This is a genomic window from Streptomyces sp. NPDC059452 (assembly GCF_042750035.1).
Taxonomy (GTDB): Bacteria; Actinomycetota; Actinomycetes; order Streptomycetales; family Streptomycetaceae; genus Streptomyces.
On sequence record NZ_JBHYVE010000014.1, the window covers coordinates 24,283 to 47,473 of the forward strand.

General features: G+C 70.8%; 21 protein-coding genes and 1 tRNA gene. 10 read left to right on the plus strand and 12 right to left on the minus strand.

The window, feature by feature from the left end:
* Window positions 1-74 precede the first annotated feature (74 nt).
* The 5 genes from ACFW9Z_RS19555 to galK all read left to right on the plus strand — a co-directional run bounded on the left by ACFW9Z_RS19555 (window position 75) and on the right by galK (window position 6,704).
* Window positions 75-2,162: a PQQ-binding-like beta-propeller repeat protein gene (locus ACFW9Z_RS19555; protein WP_384642159.1), complete on the plus strand. Its 2,088-nt coding sequence runs from the start codon at window positions 75-77 to the stop codon at window positions 2,160-2,162.
* 413 nt (window positions 2,163-2,575) lie between these two features.
* Complete coding sequence (locus ACFW9Z_RS19560) at window positions 2,576-3,283, plus strand: LuxR C-terminal-related transcriptional regulator (protein WP_384642162.1); 708 nt, start codon at window positions 2,576-2,578, stop codon at window positions 3,281-3,283.
* A 165-nt stretch (window positions 3,284-3,448) separates the two neighbouring features.
* Window positions 3,449-4,495, plus strand: a complete 1,047-nt coding sequence (galT, locus tag ACFW9Z_RS19565; RefSeq protein ID WP_384642164.1) for a galactose-1-phosphate uridylyltransferase — start codon at window positions 3,449-3,451, stop codon at window positions 4,493-4,495.
* A gap of 50 nt (window positions 4,496-4,545) precedes the next feature.
* Window positions 4,546-5,526 (plus strand): UDP-glucose 4-epimerase GalE, encoded by a 981-nt coding sequence (gene galE, locus ACFW9Z_RS19570; RefSeq protein ID WP_384642548.1) that lies wholly within the window; start codon window positions 4,546-4,548, stop codon window positions 5,524-5,526.
* Window positions 5,523-6,704 (plus strand): galactokinase, encoded by a 1,182-nt coding sequence (gene galK / locus ACFW9Z_RS19575; RefSeq protein WP_384642167.1) that lies wholly within the window; start codon window positions 5,523-5,525, stop codon window positions 6,702-6,704. The genes galE and galK overlap by 4 nt, the downstream gene beginning before the upstream one ends.
* Window positions 6,705-6,825: 121 nt before the next feature.
* Here the strand turns inward: galK and ACFW9Z_RS19580 are convergent, their stop codons facing one another.
* Window positions 6,826-7,266 (minus strand): GNAT family N-acetyltransferase, encoded by a 441-nt coding sequence (locus ACFW9Z_RS19580; protein WP_384642169.1) that lies wholly within the window; start codon window positions 7,264-7,266, stop codon window positions 6,826-6,828.
* A 258-nt stretch (window positions 7,267-7,524) separates the two neighbouring features.
* Here ACFW9Z_RS19580 and ACFW9Z_RS19585 point away from each other — a divergent pair, with 258 nt between their 5' ends.
* The gene (locus tag ACFW9Z_RS19585) at window positions 7,525-8,313 is read left to right on the plus strand and encodes a LuxR C-terminal-related transcriptional regulator (protein WP_384642172.1); all 789 of its coding nucleotides are present in this window, start codon (window positions 7,525-7,527) and stop codon (window positions 8,311-8,313) included.
* Here ACFW9Z_RS19585 and ACFW9Z_RS19590 read toward each other — a convergent pair.
* The gene (locus tag ACFW9Z_RS19590) at window positions 8,272-8,769 is read right to left on the minus strand and encodes a MarR family winged helix-turn-helix transcriptional regulator (protein WP_384642175.1); all 498 of its coding nucleotides are present in this window, start codon (window positions 8,767-8,769) and stop codon (window positions 8,272-8,274) included. The genes ACFW9Z_RS19585 and ACFW9Z_RS19590 overlap by 42 nt on opposite strands.
* A gap of 89 nt (window positions 8,770-8,858) precedes the next feature.
* On the opposite strand from ACFW9Z_RS19590, the gene ACFW9Z_RS19595 reads away from it, so the two are divergent.
* Both ACFW9Z_RS19595 and ACFW9Z_RS19600 read left to right on the plus strand, forming a co-directional pair.
* On the plus strand, window positions 8,859-9,671 hold the full coding sequence (locus ACFW9Z_RS19595) for a trans-aconitate 2-methyltransferase (protein WP_384642178.1): 813 nt from the start codon (window positions 8,859-8,861) through the stop codon (window positions 9,669-9,671).
* On the plus strand, window positions 9,668-10,054 hold the full coding sequence (locus tag ACFW9Z_RS19600) for a VOC family protein (RefSeq protein WP_384642181.1): 387 nt from the start codon (window positions 9,668-9,670) through the stop codon (window positions 10,052-10,054). The genes ACFW9Z_RS19595 and ACFW9Z_RS19600 overlap by 4 nt, the downstream gene beginning before the upstream one ends.
* A 3-nt stretch (window positions 10,055-10,057) precedes the next feature.
* Here ACFW9Z_RS19600 and ACFW9Z_RS19605 read toward each other — a convergent pair whose 3' ends face one another.
* From ACFW9Z_RS19605 to ACFW9Z_RS19615, 3 genes are all read right to left on the minus strand, one after another.
* Window positions 10,058-10,660, minus strand: coding sequence for a Uma2 family endonuclease (locus ACFW9Z_RS19605; protein WP_384642184.1), 603 nt, complete (start codon window positions 10,658-10,660; stop codon window positions 10,058-10,060).
* 100 nt (window positions 10,661-10,760) lie between these two features.
* Complete coding sequence (locus ACFW9Z_RS19610) at window positions 10,761-11,441, minus strand: TetR family transcriptional regulator (RefSeq protein WP_384642186.1); 681 nt, start codon at window positions 11,439-11,441, stop codon at window positions 10,761-10,763.
* Window positions 11,438-12,421, minus strand: coding sequence for an acyl-CoA desaturase (locus ACFW9Z_RS19615; RefSeq protein WP_384642189.1), 984 nt, complete (start codon window positions 12,419-12,421; stop codon window positions 11,438-11,440). The genes ACFW9Z_RS19610 and ACFW9Z_RS19615 overlap by 4 nt, the downstream gene beginning before the upstream one ends.
* Before the next feature lie 396 nt (window positions 12,422-12,817).
* On the opposite strand from ACFW9Z_RS19615, the gene ppc reads away from it, so the two are divergent.
* Window positions 12,818-15,547 carry a phosphoenolpyruvate carboxylase gene (gene ppc / locus ACFW9Z_RS19620; RefSeq protein WP_384642191.1) on the plus strand — a complete coding sequence of 910 codons (2,730 nt, stop codon included), beginning with the start codon at window positions 12,818-12,820 and terminating at the stop codon, window positions 15,545-15,547.
* A gap of 73 nt (window positions 15,548-15,620) precedes the next feature.
* On the opposite strand, the gene ACFW9Z_RS19625 is transcribed toward ppc, so the two are convergent.
* The 7 genes from ACFW9Z_RS19625 to ACFW9Z_RS19655 all read right to left on the minus strand — a co-directional run bounded on the left by ACFW9Z_RS19625 (window position 15,621) and on the right by ACFW9Z_RS19655 (window position 21,364).
* Window positions 15,621-16,091 (minus strand): hypothetical protein, encoded by a 471-nt coding sequence (locus tag ACFW9Z_RS19625; protein ID WP_384642551.1) that lies wholly within the window; start codon window positions 16,089-16,091, stop codon window positions 15,621-15,623.
* A gap of 84 nt (window positions 16,092-16,175) precedes the next feature.
* Complete coding sequence (pth, locus tag ACFW9Z_RS19630) at window positions 16,176-16,769, minus strand: aminoacyl-tRNA hydrolase (protein WP_384642194.1); 594 nt, start codon at window positions 16,767-16,769, stop codon at window positions 16,176-16,178.
* A gap of 194 nt (window positions 16,770-16,963) precedes the next feature.
* Window positions 16,964-17,548, minus strand: a complete 585-nt coding sequence (locus ACFW9Z_RS19635) for a 50S ribosomal protein L25/general stress protein Ctc (RefSeq protein ID WP_384642197.1) — start codon at window positions 17,546-17,548, stop codon at window positions 16,964-16,966.
* A gap of 207 nt (window positions 17,549-17,755) precedes the next feature.
* On the minus strand, window positions 17,756-18,733 hold the full coding sequence (locus ACFW9Z_RS19640) for a ribose-phosphate diphosphokinase (RefSeq protein WP_018492778.1): 978 nt from the start codon (window positions 18,731-18,733) through the stop codon (window positions 17,756-17,758).
* Between the two features lie 119 nt (window positions 18,734-18,852).
* On the minus strand, window positions 18,853-20,301 hold the full coding sequence (gene glmU, locus ACFW9Z_RS19645; protein WP_384642200.1) for a bifunctional UDP-N-acetylglucosamine diphosphorylase/glucosamine-1-phosphate N-acetyltransferase GlmU: 1,449 nt from the start codon (window positions 20,299-20,301) through the stop codon (window positions 18,853-18,855).
* Between the two features lie 108 nt (window positions 20,302-20,409).
* A tRNA-Gln gene (locus ACFW9Z_RS19650) sits at window positions 20,410-20,480 on the minus strand.
* An 11-nt stretch (window positions 20,481-20,491) separates the two neighbouring features.
* Window positions 20,492-21,364, minus strand: a complete 873-nt coding sequence (locus ACFW9Z_RS19655) for a hypothetical protein (RefSeq protein ID WP_384642203.1) — start codon at window positions 21,362-21,364, stop codon at window positions 20,492-20,494.
* A gap of 156 nt (window positions 21,365-21,520) precedes the next feature.
* On the opposite strand from ACFW9Z_RS19655, the gene ACFW9Z_RS19660 reads away from it, so the two are divergent.
* Window positions 21,521-22,870, plus strand: a complete 1,350-nt coding sequence (locus tag ACFW9Z_RS19660) for a sensor histidine kinase (RefSeq protein ID WP_384642206.1) — start codon at window positions 21,521-21,523, stop codon at window positions 22,868-22,870.
* Window positions 22,871-23,191 lie beyond the last annotated feature (321 nt).

Below are 23,191 nucleotides of genomic sequence, written 5' to 3' on the forward strand. Positions count from 1 at the left end.
AGCATCCGAAGGCAGTCGGCCCCTCCCGGCCGGATGCGACCCCACCCCCACATGTCTCCCGAGGTACGTACGCGATGACCCAGCCTCCGCCGCCGCAGCAGCCACCCAACGAGCCCCCGAACGAGCCGCAGGACCAGCCCCCGGGCCAGCCCGCGGCCGGGAGCCAGGGCCAGCCCCCGGCCGGTCCGCCCGCCGGGCCTCCCGCAGGCCCCCCGTCCGGTGGCTTCGGCGCCCCGCAGGATCCGCCGCCGTCCGGTGGGTTCGGTGAGCCGACCCCGCCGCCCGCGGACCCCTTCGCCAAGCAGCCCCCGCCGCCCACGGGCGGGTACGGCACACCGCCTCCGCCCGCCGGGGGCTACGGCACCCCGCCGCCGGCCGGATACCCGACCCCGCCGGCCCCGCAGCCCAACGGCTACGGCTACCCCCAGGCCCCGCAGCCCGGCTACGGCTACCCGCAGGGCGCACCCGGCCAGCCCGGCTACCCGCAGGGCGCACCCGGCCAGCCCGGCTACCCGCAGGGCGCACCCGGCCAGCCGGTCGGCCAGCCCGGATACCCCGGCCAGCCCGGCTACCCGGCCCAGCCCGGTATGCCGCAGCAGGGCTACGGCTACCCGACCCAGCCGATGTACGGAGTCGGGGCCGGGGCCCCGCAGCCCGGCGCGGGCGGCGGCGGCAAGAAGTTCAGCACCCAGATGCAGATCATCGTCGCCGCGGCCGTCGCCGTGGTGCTGATCATCGGCGCGGCCGTCGTCTACAGCGCCACCAAGAGCGACGGCAAGGACAACCAGGCCTCCTCGTCCGGCTCCACAGGAGGCGAGAACAAGGGCGGCGAAGGCGGCGAGGGCAAGGGAGGCGAGAGCAAGGGCGGCGAGAGCGGCCTGGCCGGGGGCACCGAGAAGGCGCCCGGCAACACCCGGTCCAAGGTCGCCTTCCAGATCCCGGAGCCGAAGGTCACCGACATCACCTCGGTCAACGGCTCCTGGCTCACCGACAAGGCGTACGTGAAGTCCGGCGTCAACGAGATCGTCGCCCACGACCCGGACAAGGGCACCAAGCTCTGGTCCGTACCGCTGCCCGGCCAGGTCTGCGGCGCCTCGCGCCATATGACCAAGGACTACAAGACGGCGGTCCTCTTCAAGGAGGGCAAGCCGACCAAGGAGAAGAAGTACCCGGCGTGCAACCAGGTCGGCGTGGTCGACCTGAGCGTCGGCAAGCTCCTGTGGAACAAGTCCGTCACCGCCGCGACCGGCGGCGACCGGCCGGTCCAGTTCGACGAGGTCACGCTCAGCGGGACCACCGTCGCCGCGGGCGGCACCTCGGGCGGCGCGGCCTTCAAGCTGGAGAACGGTGCCGAGCTCTGGAAGCCGAAGGTCGGCGCCGACCGCTGCTACGACATGGGGTACGCGGGCGGCGAGGCCCTCGTCGCGGTCCGCAAGTGCGGCTCCTACGACAGCCCGCAGCTCACCATCCAGGCGCTCAACCCGGCCACCGGCGCCCCGCTCTCCTCGTTCCAGATGCCCGCGGGCGTCGACTACGCGTCCATCGTCTCCACCAAGCCGCTGGTGGTCGCGGCCAACGTCGGCGACACCGCCAACGACGGCAGCGGCATCTCCGACTTCTTCTCGATCGACGCGGCCACCGGCAAGCTGATCGTGCGGATCTCCGCCGACGCGGAGAAGTACGCGGCGCGCTGCGCCTCCACCGACGTCGAGAAGTGCCGGGGCGCGGTCGTCGGCAACAACCGCCTGTATGTGCCGACCGAGGACCACGACGGTACGGGCGACTACGGCAAGACCAACGAGATCGTCGCCTTCGACCTCGCCACCGGCAAGCTCCTCGGCGGCCGGGCCGACGCGGGCGAGCGCTACAGCCTGACCCCGCTGCGGATGGACGGCACCAGCGTGATCGCGTACAAGAGGCCTCCGTACGACAAGGGCGGCCAGATCGTCTCCCTCGACGGCGAGAACTTCAAGGAGACCCTGCTGATGGAGAACCCGGGCGACCGTTCGGTCCGGGACGCGGAGACCCGGTTCCTCCCGGACCACTCCGAACTCCTCTACGGCGAGGGGCGCTTCTACCTCTCGAAGCAGCTGGTCAGCGAGCGGCGTGACAGCCAGGCGGACGAGAAGCTCTACCTGGCGGTGGCCTTCCGCACCGACTGATCATCGCGTCTGATCACGTCTGATCACGTCTGATCACCCGCGTTCCCGAACAGCCCTGCCGGACGGTCGCCGTCCGGCAGGGCTGATCGTTTTCCGTCGCTCAAGTAGCCCTGAATGGCGCAGAATTCGGCATTCTGGGGGCTTCTCCCCGGTAAGGGACCCACAACGTCGAACAAGCGTGTAGCTTGCCGGGGTCAGGAAGCCGGGGGGCCGGTATCCGCGTCATTTACGGGCACTTGGGGGTGGGGGCCTTTCGTTTGGATCATGCCGGGCTCACGGGCCCCGGCACGCACATCTGCTGCGTTGTCGTCGGTCGCCGACGCTCCGCGTCGACTCCTTCCTCCGCCTTGCAGCTGCACGCACCGGACCCCGCTCCCTGATCCGACCTGACCCAAACGAAAGGCCCTTGATCGATGAGCGTGCGGCTCATGGTGGTCGATGATCACCGCCTGCTCGCCGAGGCACTCGCCTCGGCGCTGAAACTGCGCGGGCACCGGGTGCTCGCGGCGGCCGCCCCGACGGCCGGGTCGGCGGAGCTGGTGGTCAGCAGGGCCCCGGAGGTCTGTCTCTTCGGTACGGCGTCGCCCGCCGCCCCGGGGGTCTTCGACCCGATCGTGCGCATCGGCCAGGAGCGCCCGCAGGTGGCGGTGGTGGTGCTCGGCCCGGTGCCGAGCCCGCGCGGGATCGCCGCGGCCTTCGCGGCCGGGGCGGCGGGGTACGTCCGCCACGACGAGCGCATCGAGGGCGTCGAGCGGGCGATGCTGAAGGCGCGGGCGGGGGAGAGCGCGATCGCCCCGCAGCTTCTGCGCGCCGCCTTCGCCGAGCTCCTCAACCCGGCGGCCCAGCCCGACGACGAGGGCCGCCGCCTGCTCCGGATGCTGACCCCGCGCGAGGCGGAGGTGCTGGTCCGGGTCGCCGAGGGCGAGGACACCCGGCTGATCGCGGCCGGGATGCGGATCGCGCCGAGTACCGCGCGTACCCACGTCCAGCGCGTCCTGATGAAGCTGGGCGTCGGCTCCCGGCTGGAGGCGGCCGCCCTCGCGGCCCGTACGGGACTGCTGGACCGGGCGGCGGACGGGCGTGCGGGCGCGGTGCGGGGGCCGGGCATCACGCCGGGCTGACCCATCGGCGTACATCAACGTATATCGACGTACGCGGCTGTCGGCGTACGTGACTGTCGGCGTACGCGACCCCATCCGCCCGGCCCCGCTCCATTGACGCGCATGTTTGATTATGGTTTGTTGTGTGCGCTTATGTTGGCTGGAGGGAACGGGTGGAGGACCCTGGTGAAGAAGACGGTTACGCGCCTCGCAGACGGCCGCGAGCTGATCTACTACGACTCCGCGGACGACACCGTCCGTGAGGCCGTCGACCGGCGCCCGCTCGACGCCGTTTCGACCTCCTCGGAGATCCGCCGCGATCCCCTCCTCGGTGACGCGGTCGCCATCGCCTCGCACCGCCAGGCCCGCACCTACCACCCGCCGGCCGACGCCTGCCCGCTCTGCCCCAGCCGTGAGGGGAGCAGCTCCGGCGAGATCCCCGACAGCCACTACGACGTCGCCGTTTTCGAGAACCGCTTCCCCTCCCTCGCCGGGGACTCCGGCCGCTGCGAGGTCGTCTGCTTCACCTCCGACCACGACGCCTCCTTCGCCTCCCTCACCGAGGGACAGGCCGCGCTCGTCCTCGCCGCCTGGACCGACCGCACCGCCGAACTCTCCGCGCTCGACCAGGTCACCCAGGTCTTCTGCTTCGAGAACCGCGGCGCCGAGATCGGCGTCACCCTCGGCCACCCGCACGGCCAGATCTACGGCTACCCCTTCGTCACCCCCCGCACCGAGCTGATGCTCGCCTCCGCCGCCCGCCACCGCGAGGAGACCGGGGGCAACCTCTTCGACGACGTGGTCGCCCGCGAGGAGAAGGACGGCACCCGGGTCGTCCTCGCCACCGACCACTGGATCGCCTACGTCCCGTACGCGGCGCACTGGCCCTACGAGGTCCATCTGCACCCCCGCCGCCGCGTCCCCGACCTGCCCGCCCTCGACGAGGCAGCGCGGACAGAGTTCCCACAGGTCTATCTGGAACTCTTGAGGCGCTTCGACCGGATCTTCGGACCCGGCGAGCCGCCGACCCCGTACATCTCCGCCTGGCACCAGGCGCCGTACGGGGTCCCCGGACGGGAGGAGTTCGCCCTGCACCTGGAGCTTTTCACCATTCGCCGGACCTCCGGCAAGCTGAAGTTCCTCGCGGGTTCCGAGTCCGGCATGAGTGTGTTCATCAACGACGTGCCGCCGGAGGCCGCGGCCCAGCGACTGCGAGAGGTAGCGAGCGAATGAGCAACCCCCAGAACGTGAGCAACCCCCAGAACGTGAGCAACCCCCGGCACGTGAGCGAGACCCGCAAGAAGTACCTGGTCACCGGCGGTGCCGGATACGTCGGCAGCGTGGTCGCCCAGCACCTGCTGGAGGCCGGGCACACGGTCACCGTCCTGGACGACCTCTCCACCGGTTTCCGTGCGGGCGTCCCGGCCGGGGCCGCCTTCATCGAGGGCCGCATCCAGGACGCCGCCCGCCACCTCGACCCCTCCTACGACGGGGTCCTGCACTTCGCTGCGTACTCCCAGGTCGGCGAATCCGTCGTGGACCCCGAGAAGTACTGGGTCAACAACGTCGGCGGCACCACCGCCCTCCTCGCCGCGATGCGCGAGCACGGGGTGCGCACCCTCGTCTTCTCCTCCACCGCCGCCACCTACGGCGAACCGGTCTCCACCCCCATCACCGAGACCGACCCCACCGCCCCCACCAGCCCGTACGGCGCCTCCAAGCTCGCCGTCGACCACATGATCAGCGGCGAGGCCACCGCCCACGGACTGGCCGCCGTCTCGCTGCGCTACTTCAACGTGGCCGGGGCGTACGGAAGTTGCGGCGAGCGCCACACGCCCGAGTCGCACCTCGTCCCGCTCGTCCTCCAAGTGGCCCTGGGCAAGCGGGAGTCGATCTCCGTCTACGGCGACGACTACCCCACCCCCGACGGCACCTGCGTCCGCGACTACATCCATGTCGCCGACCTCGCCGAGGCCCACCTCCTCGCCCTGGACGCGGCCGCCCCCGGCGAGCACCTGATCTGCAACCTCGGCAACGGCAACGGCTTCTCGGTCCGCGAGGTCATCGAGACCGTCCGCAAGGTCACCGGCCACCCCGTCCCCGAGACCCCGGCCCCGCGCCGGGGCGGCGACCCGGCCGTCCTCGTCGCCTCCGCCGCCACCGCCACCGAACGCCTCGGCTGGCAGCCCTCCCGCGCCGATCTGGCCGGAATCGTCGCCGACGCCTGGGAGTTCGCCCGCCGACAGGAGTCCACCACCCCATGACCGAGACCCCCGGACAGACCGGGCCCGACCCCGCCACCACCTTCACCGAGCTGTACGGGGGTGAACCCCACGGCGTATGGGCGGCACCCGGACGGGTGAACCTCATCGGCGAGTACACCGACTTCAACGACGGCTTCGTCCTGCCGCTCGCCCTCCCGCACACCGCCCGCGCTGCCGTCTCCCCCCGTACGGACGGAGTCCTGCGGCTGTACTCCTCCGACGTGCCCGGCGGTGTCGTCTCCCTCCGCGTCGACGAGCCGGCCCCGCACTCCGGCCATGGCTGGGCCGCCTACCCGGCGGGTGTGGTCTGGGCGCTCCGCGCGGCCGGGCACCCGGTCACGGGTGCGGACATCGCCCTGACCTCCACGGTCCCCACGGGCGCCGGGCTCTCCTCCTCCGCCGCCCTGGAGACCGTCACCGCGCTCGCCCTCAACGACCTGTTCCACCTCGGCCTGAGCGGACCCGAACTGGCCGTCATCGGGCGCCGCGCCGAGAACGACTTCGTCGGCGTGCCCTGCGGGATCATGGACCAGATGGCCTCGGCCTGCTGCACCGAGGGCCACGCCCTGCACCTGGACACCCGTGACCTCACCCTGCGTCAGGTCCCCTTCGACCTGGCCGCCCAGGGCCTCACGCTCCTGGTCGTCGACACCCGGGTGAAGCACGCGCTCGGCGACGGGGCGTACGCGGAGCGCCGGACCGGCTGCGAGGAGGGCGCCCGGCTGCTGGGGATACCCACCCTGCGGGACCTCCCGTACGAGGACCTCGGCACGGCCCTCGCCACCCTCGCCGACGCCGGGGCGGACGAGTCCGTCATCCGCTACGTACGCCATGTCGTCGGCGACAACCGCCGGGTCGGGCAGGTCATCGCACTGCTGGACGCGGGCGAGGTACGGGCTGCGGGCCCGGTCCTGGACGAGGGCCACCGCTCGCTCCGGGACGATCTGCGGGTCTCCTGCCCGGAGTTGGACCTCGCGGTCTCGTCGGCGCGGGGGGCCGGGGCGCTCGGGGCGCGGATGACCGGCGGGGGCTTCGGCGGTTCGGCGATCGTGCTGGTGGAGGCGGCGGCGGCCGACGCGGTGGCCGGGGCCGTCACGAAGGCGTTCGCCGGGGCAGGGCACGCGGCGCCGGGGATCTTCGCGGCGGTCCCGTCGGCGGGAGCGCGCCGACTGCGCTGAACTGCCCTCGCGTAGCTGAACTGTCCTCTCGCGTAGCTGAACCGGGCTTACGCGCCTGAACCGGGCTTACGCAGCTCAACCGGGCTTGCGTAGCTGAAACGGGCTTACGTATAAGGGCTGTTCAGAGCCGCTTGGTCAGGATGAACTCGGTGACGCCGGGCGGGTAGTCCTCGACCCGGCCGATCTCCTCGTACCCCTGCTTCCGGTAGAACTCCGGGGCCTGGAAGTCCCAGGTCTCCAGCCGGGAGCGGGTGCAGGCCCGTTCCGTGCGGGCCACCCGCTCGGCCTCGGCGAGCAGCCGCGTACCGAGGCCGGAGCCGCGATGGCGGGCGTCGACCCAGAGCAGATCGACATGGAGCCAGTACGCCCAGGTCCGCCCGGTCAGCCCGCCGGCGACGGCCCCGTCCTCGTCCAAGGCCCAGACCTCCAGCGGGGTTTCGTGCTCGGCGGAGGTGGCGAGCAGGGCGTGCAGGGCGGGTGAGGCCGCGACGTTGTCCTCCTGCAGGCGGTTGCTCAACAGGCGGTGACGTTCTTTGTCCACTTCTGTCTCAAGACGGAACATGAACCCCACCATAAGCACCCGGGTATTCACCCCGGGCCACCAGTTCCGCGAATCGCCTTCCCCCTCCGGCCCCCGCCCGTACGCTGATCCCAGCACCGGTGGGGGCCGGTGCCGAATCAGGGGGCGAGAGAGTCGGGTACGGCGCCCGGAGCGGGGCGGCAGGCGGTGCATACGACGGCGGTCGGAGCACCACGGGCCGCCCGGACGTTCCAGGCGCCGTACCCGCAGCTGTCCGCCCCCACCGATGGGGGTTTCTCTGTGGGTCGAATCCGGGTTCTGGTGGTCGACGACCACCGCATCTTCGCCGAGTCCCTCGCCGCGGCCCTCGCGGCCGAACCGGACGTGGACGTGGCGGCGGCGGGCAGCGGCCCGGCCGCGCTGCGGGCACTGGAGCGCGCGGCGGCCGAGGGGCGCCCGTACGACGCGATCCTGGTCGACGCCGAGCTGGGCGCCCTGACCACCGGGGGCGGCGCTCCGGCGCTCTCCCTGCCCCGGCAGGAGGAGCCCGGTGCCGTCGACGGCATCTCGCTGGTGGCCGGGGTCCGCGAGGCCCGGCCCGCCGTCCGCTCGGTGGTGCTCGCGGAGCGGGACGACCCGCGCCGCGCGGCCCGGGCGCTCCAGGCGGGGGCCTCGGGCTGGGTGGCGAAGGACTGCTCGCTGCAACGGCTGCTCACGGTGATACGGGGTGTGCTGCGCGACGAGACGCATCTGCCGCCCGCCCTGCTGACCGGCGTCCTGCGGGAGCTGACCGCGACCCGCAAGCACCGCACCGAGAGCGAGCAGCTGGTGGAGTCCCTGACGCCCCGCGAGCGCGAGGTGCTGCGCTGCATGGTGGCGGGGCTGGGGCGGAAGGCGGTGGCGGAGCGGCTGTTCCTCTCCCCGCACACGGTCCGTACGCACATGCAGAACGTGCTGGGCAAGCTCGGGGTGCACTCGACGCTCGCCGCCGTGGCGCTGGCCCGGCGGGCGGGGGTCGGCCCCGCGGAGCCCGTGGGGGCGGCCCGGCTAGCCGGGGACGTTGTCGAACGGGGCAGTCAACTGGCGTAGCAGCCCGGCCAGTTCGCCGCGCTGGTGGCGGGAGAGCTCGCCGAGGATGGCCCGCTCCTGGTCGAGCAGCCCGGCCAGTGACTGATCGGCCTTGTCCCGCCCCTCGGCGGTCAGCCGGACCAGGACCCCGCGCCGGTCGCTGGGGTCGGGCAGCCGCTCCACGAGGTTCTTCTTGGTGAGCCGGTCGATACGGTTGGTCATCGTGCCCGAGGTGACCAGCGTCTGGGTCAGGAGCTGCCCGGGGGAGAGCTGGTAGGGGGCACCGGCCCGGCGCAGCGAGGTGAGTACGTCGAACTCCCACGGCTCCAGGTTGTGCTCGGCGAACGCTATGCGGCGGGCCCGGTCGAGGTGGCGTGCCAGGCGGGAGACGCGACTGAGCACCTCGAGTGGTTCCACGTCGAGGTCGGGGCGCTCGCGGCGCCATGCTGCGACCAGTCGGTCGACCTCGTCCTCCATGTGGATCAGTGTAGAGGGTCTGTCGACGTGAAGTCTCTTGAATTCAAGTGTCTTGACATCAAGATATTGGGCGGGGGATCCTGTTCTCCATGACGCCCACTCCCGAACCCACCTGGGATCCGCGGCAGTACCTGCGCCACGCGGACCACCGCACCCGCCCCTTCCAGGACCTCCTGGCCCGGATCGGCGACCTCCCCGGCCACCCGGCACCCCGGATCGCGGACCTCGGCTGCGGCGCCGGAAACGTCACCGCACTCCTCGCCGAGCGCTGGCCCCAGGCCCGTATCACCGGCTACGACAGCTCCCCGCAGATGCTCGCCGAGGCCGCCGCCCACGCCCGCCCGCCCCTGCTCGACTTCGTGGCGGCCGACGCGGCGACCTGGACGCCCACCGAGACGTACGGCCTGATCGTCTCCACCTCCGCGCTCCAGTGGATTCCCGGCCACGCCACGTACTTCCCCCGCTGGCTCGACGCCCTCGCCCCCGGCGGCACCCTCGCCTTCCAGGTCCCCGGCAACTTCACCGCCCCCAGCCACACCCTCCTGGCCCGCCTCCGCGACTCCGACCGCTGGCGCCCCCGCCTCCACTCCACCGGCGACCGCACCGCCGCCGTCCTGGACCCCGCCGACTACCTCACCCGCCTCCGCGACCTGGGCTGCGCGGCGGACGTCTGGGAGACCACCTACCTCCAGACCCTGCACGGCGAGGACGCGGTCCTGGACTGGGTCAAGGGCACCGCCCTGCGCCCCGTCCTCACCGCCCTGGCCGACGACCCCGAGGCCCGCGAAGCCTTCCTCACCGAATACCGCGACCTGCTGCGCGAGGCCTACCCCCCGGGCCCGTACGGCACGGTCTTCCCGTTCCGCCGCATCTTCGCCGTCGCCCGCAAGGAGAAGCGATGACCGCGCATGTGGGCCTCGCCGCCATCGACCACGTACAGCTCGCCGCCCCACCCGGCTCCGAACTCGCCCTGCGCGCCTTCTACACCGGCGCCCTGGGCATGACGGAGATCCCGAAACCCCCGGCGCTCGCCGCCCGTGGCGGCTGCTGGTTCCAGTCCGGCCCGGTCCAGCTCCACCTGGGCATCGAACAGGACTTCCGCCCCGCGAGAAAGGCCCACCCGGGCCTGCGCGTGACGGGAATCGAGGAGTACGCGGCCCGCCTGGAGGCCCACGGCGTCCCCACCGAATGGGACGGGAACCTCCCGGGCCACCGCCGCTTCTACGCCCACGACCCGGCCGGCAACCGCCTGGAGTTCCTGGAGCCGGACCCCGCCGGGTCGTGAGCCCTACAGTTCCTTGAGCGCGTCCGCCGAGATGTCGATGTCCACGGGGAACGGCACGCCCGTCTTCAGCCGGTCATGGTGGATGCCCGTCAGCGCGTACGCCTTCGTCACCGGGTCCAGCTCGTAGACCCGTACGACGGGGTGCTGGTCGGTGCCCGTCATCTCCACCAGCCAGAAGTGCGGGATACCGGCGGTCGCGTACTTGTGCGGCTTGGCCTCACGGTCGCGGGCCTCGGAGTCGGGGGAGACGACTTCCACGGCGAGGAGGACGTCGGCGGCCTGGTACCGGGTCACGTCCGGCCCGGTGACCGCCTCGGTCCGCACGACGGAGATATCGGGCTCCGGCCCGTTCCGCCGGTCCAGCACGACGGTCATCTGGCGGCGGACCTTCATCTCCGCAGGTGCCGTGGCGCGCAGCCCCGTCACCACCAGATCGATCACCGTGCTGTGAAACAGTCGCTGCGGACTCACGAAAACCAGGCTCCCGTCGATCAGCTGTGTGTGCGGCGGGAGATCGGGCAGCGTGAACAGATCGTCCACGGTGTATCCGTCCTGCGGGGGCACCGGCCAGCGTGAGCTGAGCGCGGCGGTCATGGTTCCTCCCATGGACGAATCCTCTGCCCTGCCGACCACACTACGGCGGGAAATCCGCACACGTCATCACAACGGGTGACGAACTGCGGAAGGGTTACGTGCTCAGCCGTAATCAGCTCTTCCGGTGCCCTATCAGCCGCGGCTTCGACTCCAGGTTCTCCAGCCCGTGCCAGCACAGGTTCACCAGGTGCGCCGCGACCTCCGCCTTCTTCGGCTTGCGGACGTCCAGCCACCACTGGCCGGTCAGCGCCACCATCCCCACCAGCGCCTGCGCGTACAGCGGGGCCAGCTTCGGGTCGAAGCCGCGGGCCTTGAACTCCAGGCCCAGGATGTCCTCCACCTGCGTGGCGATATCGCTGATCAGCGACGCGAACGTACCCGTCGACTGCGCCACCGGGGAGTCCCGCACCAGGATGCGGAAACCGTCCGTGTACGACTCGATGTAGTCCAGCAGCGCGAACGCCGCCTGCTCCAGCAGCTCACGCGGATGCCCCGCCGTGAGCGCCCCCGTCACCATGTCCAGCAGCTGGCGCATCTCGCGGTCGACCACCACCGCGTACAGGCCCTCCTTGCCACCGAAGTGCTCGTACACCACCGGCTTGGAGACCCCGGCGCGGGCCGCGATCTCCTCCACCGACGTGCCCTCGAACCCCTTGTCGGCGAAGAGGGCGCGGCCGATGTCCAGCAGCTGCTCGCGGCGCTCCTTGCCCGTCATCCGGACCCGCCGGGCCCGCCGGGAGGAGGCCGGTCTGCTCTTTTCGCTGCTGGAGTCGGTCGCCACGTCGTCAATCATGCCGGGTCGGCCGGTACAGGCGTGCGCCGGGAGTCGATACGGGCCGCGTCCGGCCACCGCACGTCGTACGCCCAGCCCAGCTTCTCGAACCAGCGGATCAGCCGGGCGCTGGAGTCGATCTGGCCCCGCATCACCCCGTGCCGCGCACTCGTCGGGTCCGCGTGGTGCAGGTTGTGCCACGACTCGCCGCACGACAGCACCGCCAGCCACCACACGTTCCCCGAACGGTCACGCGACTTGAAGGGGCGCTTGCCCACCGCGTGGCAGATCGAGTTGATCGACCACGTCACATGGTGCAGCAGCGCCACCCGTACCAGCGAACCCCAGAAGAAGGCCGTCGCCGCACCCCACCACGACATCGTCACCAGGCCCCCGACCAGCGGGGGAATCGCCAGCGAGACGATCGTGAAGGACAGGAAGTGGCGCGAGATCCCCCGGATCGCCGGGTCCTTGATCAGATCGGGGGCGTACTTCTGCTGCGGAGTCTGCTCCTCATCGAACATCCACGCGATATGCGCCCACCACAGCCCCTTCATCAGAGCCGGCAGACTCTCCCCGAACCGCCACGGCGAATGCGGGTCACCCTCCGCGTCCGAGAACTTGTGGTGCTTGCGGTGATCGGCCACCCACCGCACCAGGGGCCCCTCCACCGCCAGCGAACCCATCACGGCCAGCGCGATCCGCAGCGGACGCTTCGCCTTGAACGAACCGTGCGTGAAGTACCGGTGGAAACCGATCGTGATCCCGTGACAGCCGATGAAGTACATCGCCACCATCAGACCGATGTCGAGCCAGCTCACCCCCCAGCCCCACGCCAGCGGCACCGCCGCCACCAGCGCCACGAACGGCACCACGATGAACGCCAGCAGCGCGAGCTGCTCGATCGACCTCTTTTTCTCCCCGCCGAGCGTCGCGGGCGGAAGGGGCGAGGCGGTGGCGGATGGGCCGGTCTCGTCGATCACATGGGGAGTGGACGGCATAGGGGAGTCCCCCGGAGGGTGAGGAAGCAGTACGGGACGGCCGTGGCTACGGTTCCGTAACCTACGGCTTGGTAAGTATGACAGTGACGGGCCCCACAACACGAGAGGCCGGTCCAGCCCGTCGCACGCGGTACTCCGCCCGCCCGACGGGTAGGCCCCAGAAGCCGACGGCACCGCCCGCGGACCCCACCAGGGCTCGCGGACACGCCGAAGGCGACGACACCTATCCTGGAAGGGTCGGACAGCGCGGTCCGCACCCGCTCGTCGGGGCGTGGCGACAGCACCGCTGCCTGCCGCAGGGCCCCGTCCCCCGCCACGCGCCTCCCACCGCCATCACCACCACCGGGAGACGCCGAAGCGACGCACCTCCTCATTCACTGCAAGGAGCCGCACACTGTGAGCAGTGCCGACCAGACCCCCGCCGCCAGCCCCGAGCTGCGCGCCGACATCCGCCGCCTCGGCGACCTCCTCGGCGAGACCCTCGTACGCCAGGAAGGCCAGGAACTCCTCGACCTCGTCGAGCGGGTACGCGCCCTGACCCGCACCGACGGCGAAGCGGCGGCCGAACTCCTCGGCGACACCGACCTGGAGACCGCCGCACAGCTCGTGCGCGCCTTCTCCACCTACTTCCACCTCGCCAACGTCACCGAGCAGGTCCACCGCGCCCACGAGATGCGCGACCGCCGCGCCGCCGAGGGCGGGCTCCTGGCCCGCACCGCCGACCGGCTCAAGGACGCCGACCCCGACCACCTGCGCGAGACGGTCAAGAACCTCAACGTCCGGCCCGTCTTCACCGCCCACCCCACCGAGGCCGCCCGCCGCTCCGTCCTCAACAAGCTCCGCCGCATCGCCGAGCTCCTGGAGACCCCGGTCATCGAGGCCGACCGCCGCCGCCACGACCTCCGGCTCGCCGAGAACATCGACCTCATCTGGCAGACCGACGAACTCCGCGTCGTCCGCCCGGAGCCCGCCGACGAGGCCCGCAACGCCATCTACTACCTCGACGAACTGCACGCCAACGCCGTCGGCGACGTCCTCGAAGACCTCGCCGCCGAACTGGAGCGCGTCGGCGTCGAACTCCCCGCCGGCACCCGCCCCCTCACCTTCGGCACCTGGATCGGCGGCGACCGCGACGGCAACCCCAACGTGACCCCCGCCGTCACCTGGGACGTCCTCATCCTCCAGCACGAACACGGCATCACCGACGCACTCGAACTCATCGACTACCTGCGCGGCCTGCTCTCCAACTCCATCCGCTACACCGGAGCCACCGACGAGCTCCTCACCTCCCTCCAGGCCGACCTGGAACGCCTCCCCGAGATCAGCCCCCGCTACAAGCGGCTGAACGCCGAGGAGCCCTACCGCCTCAAGGCCACCTGCATCCGGCAGAAGCTCGTCAACACCCGCGAGCGCCTCGCCAAGGGCACCCCCCACCGCCCCGGCTGCGACTACCTCGGCACCTCCGAACTCCTCGCCGACCTCGCCCTCATCCAGACCTCCCTGCGCGAACACCGCGGCGGCCTCTTCGCCGACGGCCGCATGGACCGCACCATCCGCACCCTCGCCGCCTTCGGCCTCCAGCTCGCCACCATGGACGTACGCGAACACGCCGACGCCCACCACCACGCACTCGGCCAGCTCTTCGACCGCCTCGGCGAAGAATCCTGGCGCTACGCCGACATGCCCCGCGACTACCGGCAGAAGCTCCTCGCCAAGGAACTCCGCTCCCGCCGGCCCCTCGCCCCCACCCCCGCACCCCTCGACGCGGCAGGCGAGAAGACCCTCGGCGTCTTCCACACCATCAAGGAAGCCTTCGAACGCTTCGGCCCCGAAGTCATCGAGTCCTACATCATCTCCATGTGCCAGGGCGCCGACGACGTCTTCGCCGCCGCCGTCCTCGCCCGCGAAGCCGGACTCCTCGACCTCCACGCGGGCTGGGCCAAGATCGGCATTGTCCCCCTCCTGGAGACCACCGACGAGCTCAAGGCCGCCGACGTCATCCTCGACGCCATGCTCGCCGACCCCTCCTACCGACGCCTCGTCTCCCTGCGCGGCGACGTCCAGGAGGTCATGCTCGGCTACAGCGACTCCTCCAAGTTCGGCGGCATCACCACCAGCCAGTGGGAGATCCACCGCGCCCAGCGCCGCCTCCGCGACGTCGCCCACCGCTACGGCGTACGCCTGCGCCTCTTCCACGGCCGCGGCGGCACCGTCGGCCGAGGCGGCGGCCCCTCCCACGACGCGATCCTCGCCCAGCCCTGGGGCACCCTGGAGGGCGAGATCAAGGTGACCGAGCAGGGCGAGGTCATCTCCGACAAGTACCTCATCCCCGCCCTCGCCCGCGAGAACCTGGAACTCACCGTCGCGGCCACCCTCCAGGCCTCCGCCCTCCACACCGCACCCCGCCAGTCCGACGAAGCCCTCGCCCGCTGGGACGCGGCCATGGACACCGTCTCCGACGCCGCCCACAGCGCCTACCGCAAGCTCGTCGAGGACCCCGACCTCCCCGCCTACTTCCTCGCCTCCACCCCGGTCGACCAGCTCGCCGACCTCCACCTCGGCTCCCGGCCCTCCCGCCGCCCCGGCTCAGGCGTCTCCCTCGACGGACTCCGCGCCATCCCGTGGGTCTTCGGCTGGACCCAGTCCCGCCAGATCGTCCCCGGCTGGTACGGAGTCGGCTCCGGCCTCAAGGCCCTGCGCGAAGCCGGACTCGACACCGTCCTCGACGAGATGCACGAGCACTGGCACTTCTTCCGGAACTTCCTCTCCAACGTGGAGATGACACTCGCCAAGACCGACCTGCGCATCGCCCGCCACTACGTCGACACACTCGTCCCCGACGAGCTCAAGCACGTCTTCGACGCCATCGAGGCCGAGCACGCGCTCACCGTGAAGGAAGTCCTCAAGGTCACCGGCTCCACCGAACTCCTCGGCACCAGCCCGGCGCTCCAGCAGACCTTCGCCATCCGCGACGCCTACCTGGACCCGATCTCCTACCTCCAGGTATCCCTGCTCGCCCGCCAGCGCCAGGCCGCCGAACACGGCGAAGAGCCCGACCCGCTGCTCGCGCGCGCCCTGCTGCTCACCGTGAACGGTGTCGCGGCGGGCCTGCGCAACACCGGCTGAGTACGCCGTACGTCACCCGTACATCAGCCGTACGTCACCCGTACGTCACCCGTACGTCAAAGGGGCGGCCCTGCTACAGCGCGACGAACGTCGCCACCAGCAGGGCCGCCCCGGCCGTTCCGACCCCCCACGCCGTACGCGTCATCCGCACCCCGCCGCCGATCACCAACCCGGCCAGCACCATCGCCCCGCCCAGCGGCATCCACGCATGCAGAAAGCCCGGCACCCCCGTGCGGACCACCACATCGGAACCGGGCTTCACCACCACCGGAAAACGGTCACCCTCCGCCGCCGCGACCGACCTCTCCACCGTCACCCGCGCCCGCGCCGCCGACAACGCATCCGGCTCGTACCGGCCGGTGCAGGTCTCCGCACCGCACTCCGTCACCGTCAGCGTGCCGTGCTCACGCCCCTGGGCCAGGACCACATGGTGCGCGGTACCCCACGACGACCACACCCCCGCGACCAGCAGCACCAGAGCCACCAGCCCCATACCGACCCGAAGACCCACGAGCGCCGCACGCCGGAAAGAGCTCCGCTTCATGGAGTTCATGGGGGCAGATCCTTGGCCAGAGCACAGCCCCCGGTCAACTCGTGGCCGAAAAACGCCCCACCAGCAACAGGAATGTCAGGAGTTGTACGCGCTCTGCGCCCGCTCCAGCCCCTCCGCCAGCAGACACTCCACCGCATCCGCCGCCCGGTCCACCAGGAACGCCAGCTCCTTGCGCTCCACCGACCCGAAATCCTTCAGCACGAAGTCCGCCACCTGCATCCGCCCCGGCGGCCGTCCGATCCCGAACCGCACCCGGTGGTAGTCCGGCCCCATCGACTTCGTCATCGACTTCAGCCCGTTGTGCCCGTTGTCCCCGCCGCCCAGCTTCAGCCGCAGCATCCCGTAATCGATGTCCAGCTCGTCATGGACCGCCACCACATGATCCGTCGGCACCTTGTAGAAGTCCCGCAACGCCGTCACCGGACCACCCGACAGGTTCATGTACGACATCGGCTTCGCCAGGACCACCCGCCGGCTCCCCGGACCCGGCGGACCGATCCGGCCCTCCACCACCTGCGCCTGCGCCTTCTGCGCCCGCTTGAACTTCCCGCCGATCCGTGTCGCCAGCAGATCGGCCACCATGAACCCGACGTTGTGCCGGTTCGCCGCGTACTCGGGGCCGGGGTTGCCGAGGCCCACGATGAGCCAGGGGTCGGTGGCGTCGGACATCAGCGCTCGGTCTCCTCGTACAGGCACAGGGGGATCAGGTACAGGTGATGGCAGGCGAACGGGGCGGCGGCTCCCCGGAAGGGAACCACCACCCCGTCAGTCAAGCAGGTGGAACGTCAGGCAGGTGAAACGTGAAGCAGGCACGACGTCGAGCAGGCGCGACGTCAAGCAGGTCGAACGGGAACGGCGAGGGCTCAGGCCTCGGCGGTCTCGGCCTCGGCGTCGGCCGACGGCTCCTCGGCCTGCGCGGCCACGACCTGGATCACGATGGCGTCCTCGTCACCGGCGAGCACGGAGCCCTTCGGCAGCGGGATGTCCTTGGCGGCGATCGAGTCACCGGCGTCCAGACCCGCGACGGAGACCGTCACGGACTCGGGGATGTGGGTGGCCTCGGCCTCGACGAGCAGCGTGTTCTGGACGAACTCCAGCAGGTTGGCGCCCGGCGCCAGGTCGCCCTCGGCGTGCACCGCGATCTCCACGTTGACCTTCTCGCCGCGCTTCACGGTCAGCAGGTCGACGTGCTCGATGGTGCCCTTGAGGGGGTTGCGCTGCACGGCCTTCGGGATGACCAGCGCGTCCTTGCCGTCGATCTCCAGACCGATCAGCACGTTGGCCGTACGCAGCGCCAGCAGCAGGTCGTGACCCGGCAGCGTGACGTGGACCGGCTCGGCGCCGTGGCCGTAGACGACGCCCGGAACCTGGTTGGCACGGCGGATACGACGGGCGGCGCCCTTGCCGAACTCGGTACGGACCTCGGTGGCGAGCTTGATCTCAGCCATGTTGCACTCCTCGTCAGGTGGGAGAGCCGTCGGGTGACGGAACTCGAACGGTCACCCGGCCCACGACAGGCCTGCTACGAAGAGCGCGTCGATAACGGACTCGCCGTACACACAGGTACGGCCTCCCTCGCCGAGCAACTCACTGAGTCTACCCGGCGGGGAGGCCGCACCCCAAAGTGGATCAACAGCAGGCCACAGGGCCTGATGTCAGCCCTGCTCCTCGAAGAGGCTCGTCACCGAACCGTCCTCGAACACCTCACGCACCGCACGCGCGATCGTCGGCGCGATCGACAGCACGGTGATCTTGTCCAGCTCCAGCTCACCCGGGGTCGGCAGCGTGTCCGTGAACACGAACTCGCTCACCTTCGAGTTCTTCAGCCGGTCCGCCGCCGGACCCGAGAGCACACCGTGCGTCGCCGTCACGATGACGTCCTCCGCACCGTGCGCGAACAGCGCGTCCGCGGCCGCGCAGATCGTGCCACCCGTGTCGATCATGTCGTCGACCAGCACACAGACCCGGCCCTCGACGTTGCCGACGACCTCGTGGACGCTGACCTGGTTCGGCACGTCCTTGTCACGGCGCTTGTGCACGATCGCCAGCGGCGCGTCCAGCCGGTCGCACCAGCGGTCGGCGACCCGCACGCGGCCCGCGTCCGGCGACACGATCGTCAGCTTCGAGCGGTCGACCTTGGCGCCCACGTAGTCCGCCAGGATCGGCAGCGCGAACAGGTGGTCCACCGGACCGTCGAAGAAGCCCTGGATCTGGTCCGTGTGCAGATCGACCGTGAGAATCCGGTCCGCACCCGCCGCCTTCATCAGGTCCGCCACCAGCCGCGCCGAGATCGGCTCACGGCCCTTGTGCTTCTTGTCCTGACGGGCGTACCCGTAGAACGGCACGATCACCGTGATGGAACGGGCCGACGCGCGCTTCAGCGCGTCCAGCATGATCAGCTGTTCCATGATCCACTTGTTGATCGGAGCCGTGTGGCTCTGGATCAGGAAACAGTCCGCACCACGCGCCGACTCCTGGAACCGCACATAGATCTCACCGTTGGCGAAATCGAAGGCCTTCGTCGGCACGAGACCGACACCCAGTTGATGTGCGACCTCCTCGGCCAGCTCGGGGTGGGCGCGGCCGGAGAAGAGCATCAGTTTCTTCTCGCCGGTCGTCTTGATCCCGGTCACAGCACAGTCTCCTCAGACGTGTATCTGGCGCTGCACGCATAGGTCCCGATGTGCAACGAGCCAGCCGAAATGGGTGAGCATCTATCACGGTACGCCGTCACCGGCGCACCTGTTTCCGGTCAGCTTTCGCTGTCGTGCTCCTGCGACGACACCTGAGCAGCCTGAGCGGCGGCGCTGCCCGGACGCTTCCGGGCCACCCAACCCTCGATATTCCGCTGCTGGCCCCGCGCCACGGCCAGCGAACCGGCGGGCACGTCCTTCGTGATGACCGACCCGGCGGCGGTGTAGACACCGTCCCCGACCGTGACGGGTGCCACAAACATATTGTCCGCACCGGTACGGCAGTGGGAGCCGATCGTCGTGTGGTGCTTGGCGACCCCGTCGTAGTTCACGAACACGCTGGCCGCACCGATGTTGGTGTGATCACCGATCGTCGCGTCACCGACATAGCTCAGGTGCGGAACCTTGGTGCCCTCGCCGACGACGGTCTTCTTCAGCTCCACGAACGTACCGGCCTTGGCCTTCGTCCCCAGCCGCGTCCCCGGCCGCAGATACGCGTACGGCCCCACCGACGCCCCCGGCCCCACCTCGGCCGAGTCCGTCACGGAGTTGTCGACGCGGGCCCCGGCCCGTACGACGGTGTCCCTGAGCCGGGAATTCGGCCCCACCTCGCTGTCCTCCGCGAGATGGGTGGAGCCGAGCAGCTGCGTACCCGGGTGCACGACGGCGTCACGCTCGTACGTCACCGTCGCGTCGATCAGCGTGGACGCCGGGTCCACGACGGTCACGCCCGCGAGCATCGCCCGCTCCAGCAGCCGCTCGTTCAGCAGCCGGCGCGCCTCGGCGAGCTGGAGCCGGTTGTTGATGCCGAGGATCTCGCGGTGGTCGCCCGCCACGGAAGCCCCGACCCGGTGGCCCGCCTCGCGCAGGATCGACAGCACATCGGTGAGGTACTCCTCGCCCTGGCTGTTGTCGGTGCGCACCTTGCCCAGCGCGTCGGCCAGGAGCGACCCGTCGAACGCGAACACCCCGGAGTTGATCTCCGGGATCGCCCGCTGCTCGTCGGTGGCGTCCTTGTGCTCGACGATCTCGGTGACCGCCCCGGTGGCGGGGTCGCGCACGATGCGCCCGTACCCGGTGGAGTCCGGGACCTCGGCGGTCAGGACGGTGACCGCGTTGGCGTCGGCCGCGTGGGTGGCGGCGAGCGCGCCGAGCGTCTCGCCGGAGAGCAGCGGGGTGTCGCCGCAGACGACGATCACGGTGCCGTCGACGGACCCGCCGAGCTCGTCGAGCCCCATGCGGACGGCGTGCCCGGTCCCGTTCTGCTCGGCCTGGAAGGCGGTGCGCACGGGGGCGTCGCCGGCGTTCAGGTGCGCGGTGACCTGCTCACTGGCGTGGCCGACGACCACGACGAGGTGCTGGGGGTCCAGCTCACGGGCGGCGGCGACGACATGTCCGACGAGCGAGCGCCCGGAGATCTCGTGCAGGACCTTGGGGGTCTTCGACTTCATGCGGGTGCCCTCACCCGCTGCGAGGACGACGACGGCTGCCGGGCTGGTTGCGCTCACGGGTGTGCCCTTCGGCTTCGGGTGGTGGTCATCCGCAGGATACCGGGGGTGTTTCGGCGTGGAATGGGGGCGGGCCCCGACCGGTGTGGTCGGGGCCCGCGTGAGGTGCTCCCGGGGAAGGAATCGAACCCTCATTCAATAGACCAAAACTATTTGTCCTACCATTAGACGACCCGGGATGGTAAGTCACCTATGTCCGCTTTGATGGGCTGGACTTAAGTGCAGCCCCTACTATGCCGCACCAGGAGCCCTCGATGCGACGGTACAGCTCGGCGCTTTTCAGGACACGTACCGCGAGGCAGCCTCGGTAGTTCTCGCCGACGTTCTTCCGGTTCGTCTTCGGGGTGTGCTTCTTGAGTGACGTTTTACCGAATGCCGCAGGCCCGGCACCGGTGAGCGCGGCCCAGAACTGCTCGGCGGCCGAGACGTCCGCCGTCTCGTGGATCAGCACATGGAAGCGAAGGTGCTCATCGTCCACTCCCAGGAGGCGGAGCCAGGCGAGGAAGACCTCGATCATGCCGGGGTCGCTGTTGACGAAGGTGACCCGCTCCTGGGTGCGGTACGGCTTGGACTTGGAGCCCTCCGCCCAGTAGAGGCCGACGCCCAGGAGGAAGAGTTCGCGGTCGGTCATCGCGCCGACCTCGTCCGCGGCCTTCTGCTTCTGTGCCTGGCGCTCGGCGTCACGCCGTTCGAGTGTCGCTTCCCAGCCGCGCCGCCCGATGGCGGAGGACTCCTCGCGGGTGCGCCTGCGCTCGGGCTTCGGCAGGTCCCGTACCCAGAGCGAGATCGAACTCTTCGAGCACCCCAGCTCCACCTGGATCTGGTCGTACGTCATGCCCTGGAGGCGCAGCTCCCGGGCCTTCTCCCGGAGGTCGTCCTTGGCGTTCGGGCGCTTCGTCCACTCCGGGGCGGGCTCGCCCTGGAGGAGGCGGTTGAGGATGTCGTTGTTGTCGACGTGGAGGCGGTCGCGGATCTGGCGGCGGCTGAGGCCTTCCCGGCGCAGCGCCACTGCCTGGGCGCGTAAGCCCTCGAAGTCGGCGTACTTGCTTGTGGTCTCTGTCATACGGAAAGCGTCGTCCGATATGCGGACGCCCGGGTCGAAAGTGCGGGCGATTCGCCATTTCAGGCGATCGGCGTGTGTTTCGTGCTCGTTCGAACGCGGAACGTGCTGTTGCCGGTCACCGGAAAATGGGATGCGTACGCCCGTAGGCTGGATGCCATGACCGCAACGGGGGCAGACCAGGAGGCGGCGGGATCGACCACCCGCGGCTACTGGTGGTGGGAGCGGCGGCGCAGTGTCGCCCTGGACGTGGGACTGGCGCTGGTATCGGCGCTGGAGTGTGGCCTGGAGGGGGTGGAGTTCGCCCGGAACACCGGGTTGCCGGTGTCGTTGGGTGTGGGGTTCGGGCTGCTGGCCGGCTCGGTGCTGCTGGTGCGTCGGCGGTGGCCGATCGCCGTGGTGCTGGTGACGATCGCGATGACGCCCGCCGAGATGGGCTTCCTGATGGCCCTGGTGGGCCTGTACACGCTGGCCGCGTCCGAGGTGCCGCGCCGGATCACCGTCGTACTGGCGGGGATGTCGTTGGTGGGGACGTTCATCGTCACCTATGTGCGGCTGCGGCAGACCGTGGCCGAGGAGGCCGATTTTGGTCCGGGGGACTGGTATGTGCCCCTGGTGTCGGTGTTCATGGCGGTGGGGCTGACGGCTCCGTCGGTGTTGTTCGGCCTCTACATAGGGGCGCGGCGCCGGTTGATGGAGAGCCTGCGGGAGCGGGCGGACTCGCTGGAGCGGGAGCTGTCGCTGCTGGCGGACCGGGCGGAGGAGCGGGCCGAGTGGGCGCGTACGGAGGAGCGGACCCGGATCGCGCGGGAGATGCATGACGTGGTGGCCCACCGGGTGAGTCTGATGGTGGTCCATGCGGCGGCCTTGCAGGCGGTGGCGCCGAAGGACCCGGCGAAGGCGGTGCGGAACGCGGCGCTGGTGGGGGACATGGGGCGGCAGGCGCTCGCGGAGTTGCGGGAGATGCTGGGGGTGCTGCGGAGCGGGGACGCGCTGGTCGCGCCCGCTGCGGCGGGTGGGGGTGGAGGTGGAGGTGCGGTTCCGCTGGCGGCGGTGGGGCAGGCGGCTGCGGCGGCCGCCGCGGCGGCGTCGGAGGACGGGCCCCGGCTGAGCGAGCTGGAGGCGCTGGTGGCGCAGTCGCGGCAGGCGGGGATGGTGGTGGAGCTGTCGGTGGACGGTGAGCTGCGCCCGTACGCGCCCGAGGTCGAGCAGACGGCGTTCCGGGTGGTGCAGGAGGCGCTGACGAACGTGCACAAGCATGCGGCGGGGGCGAAGACGTGGGTGCGGCTGGCGCACCGGGAGTCGGAGGTCGCGATGCAGGTGGAGAACGGTCCGTCGGACGCGGCGGTGGCGGATGCGGGGCTGCCGAGCGGGGGGAACGGGCTGGTGGGGATGCGGGAGCGGGTGCTGGGGCTGGGGGGTGTGTTCGTGTCCGGCCCTACGGACGCGGGTGGGTTCCGGGTGTCGGCGGTGCTACCGGACGGGGCGGGGCCGGCGGAGACCGTCTGACCAGCCCTTCCAGTCGGCCCGGCCGCCTTGGCCGTCCCAGCCTGTCTGGCCGCCCCGGCTCGTCCGGCGTCTGAGGCGGGGCGGGCCCACCACCCAGCCCGTCCGGCGTTTGAGGACGGAACCCTTGCGGTGGGGAGCGGCGGCCTTTCCGCGTCCGGGGACGTGATGGTGCCCGTTCGTCCCGAGCGACGGTTCCGTCCTCAAGCGCCGGACGGGCTGGAGGCGGGTCGGGCTCCGTCCTCAAGCGCCGGGCGCGTACGCGGGCTGAAAGGCGGCCGGACCGGGCTTGGTGGGCGCGCGCACGGGCCGGAAGGCGGGTGC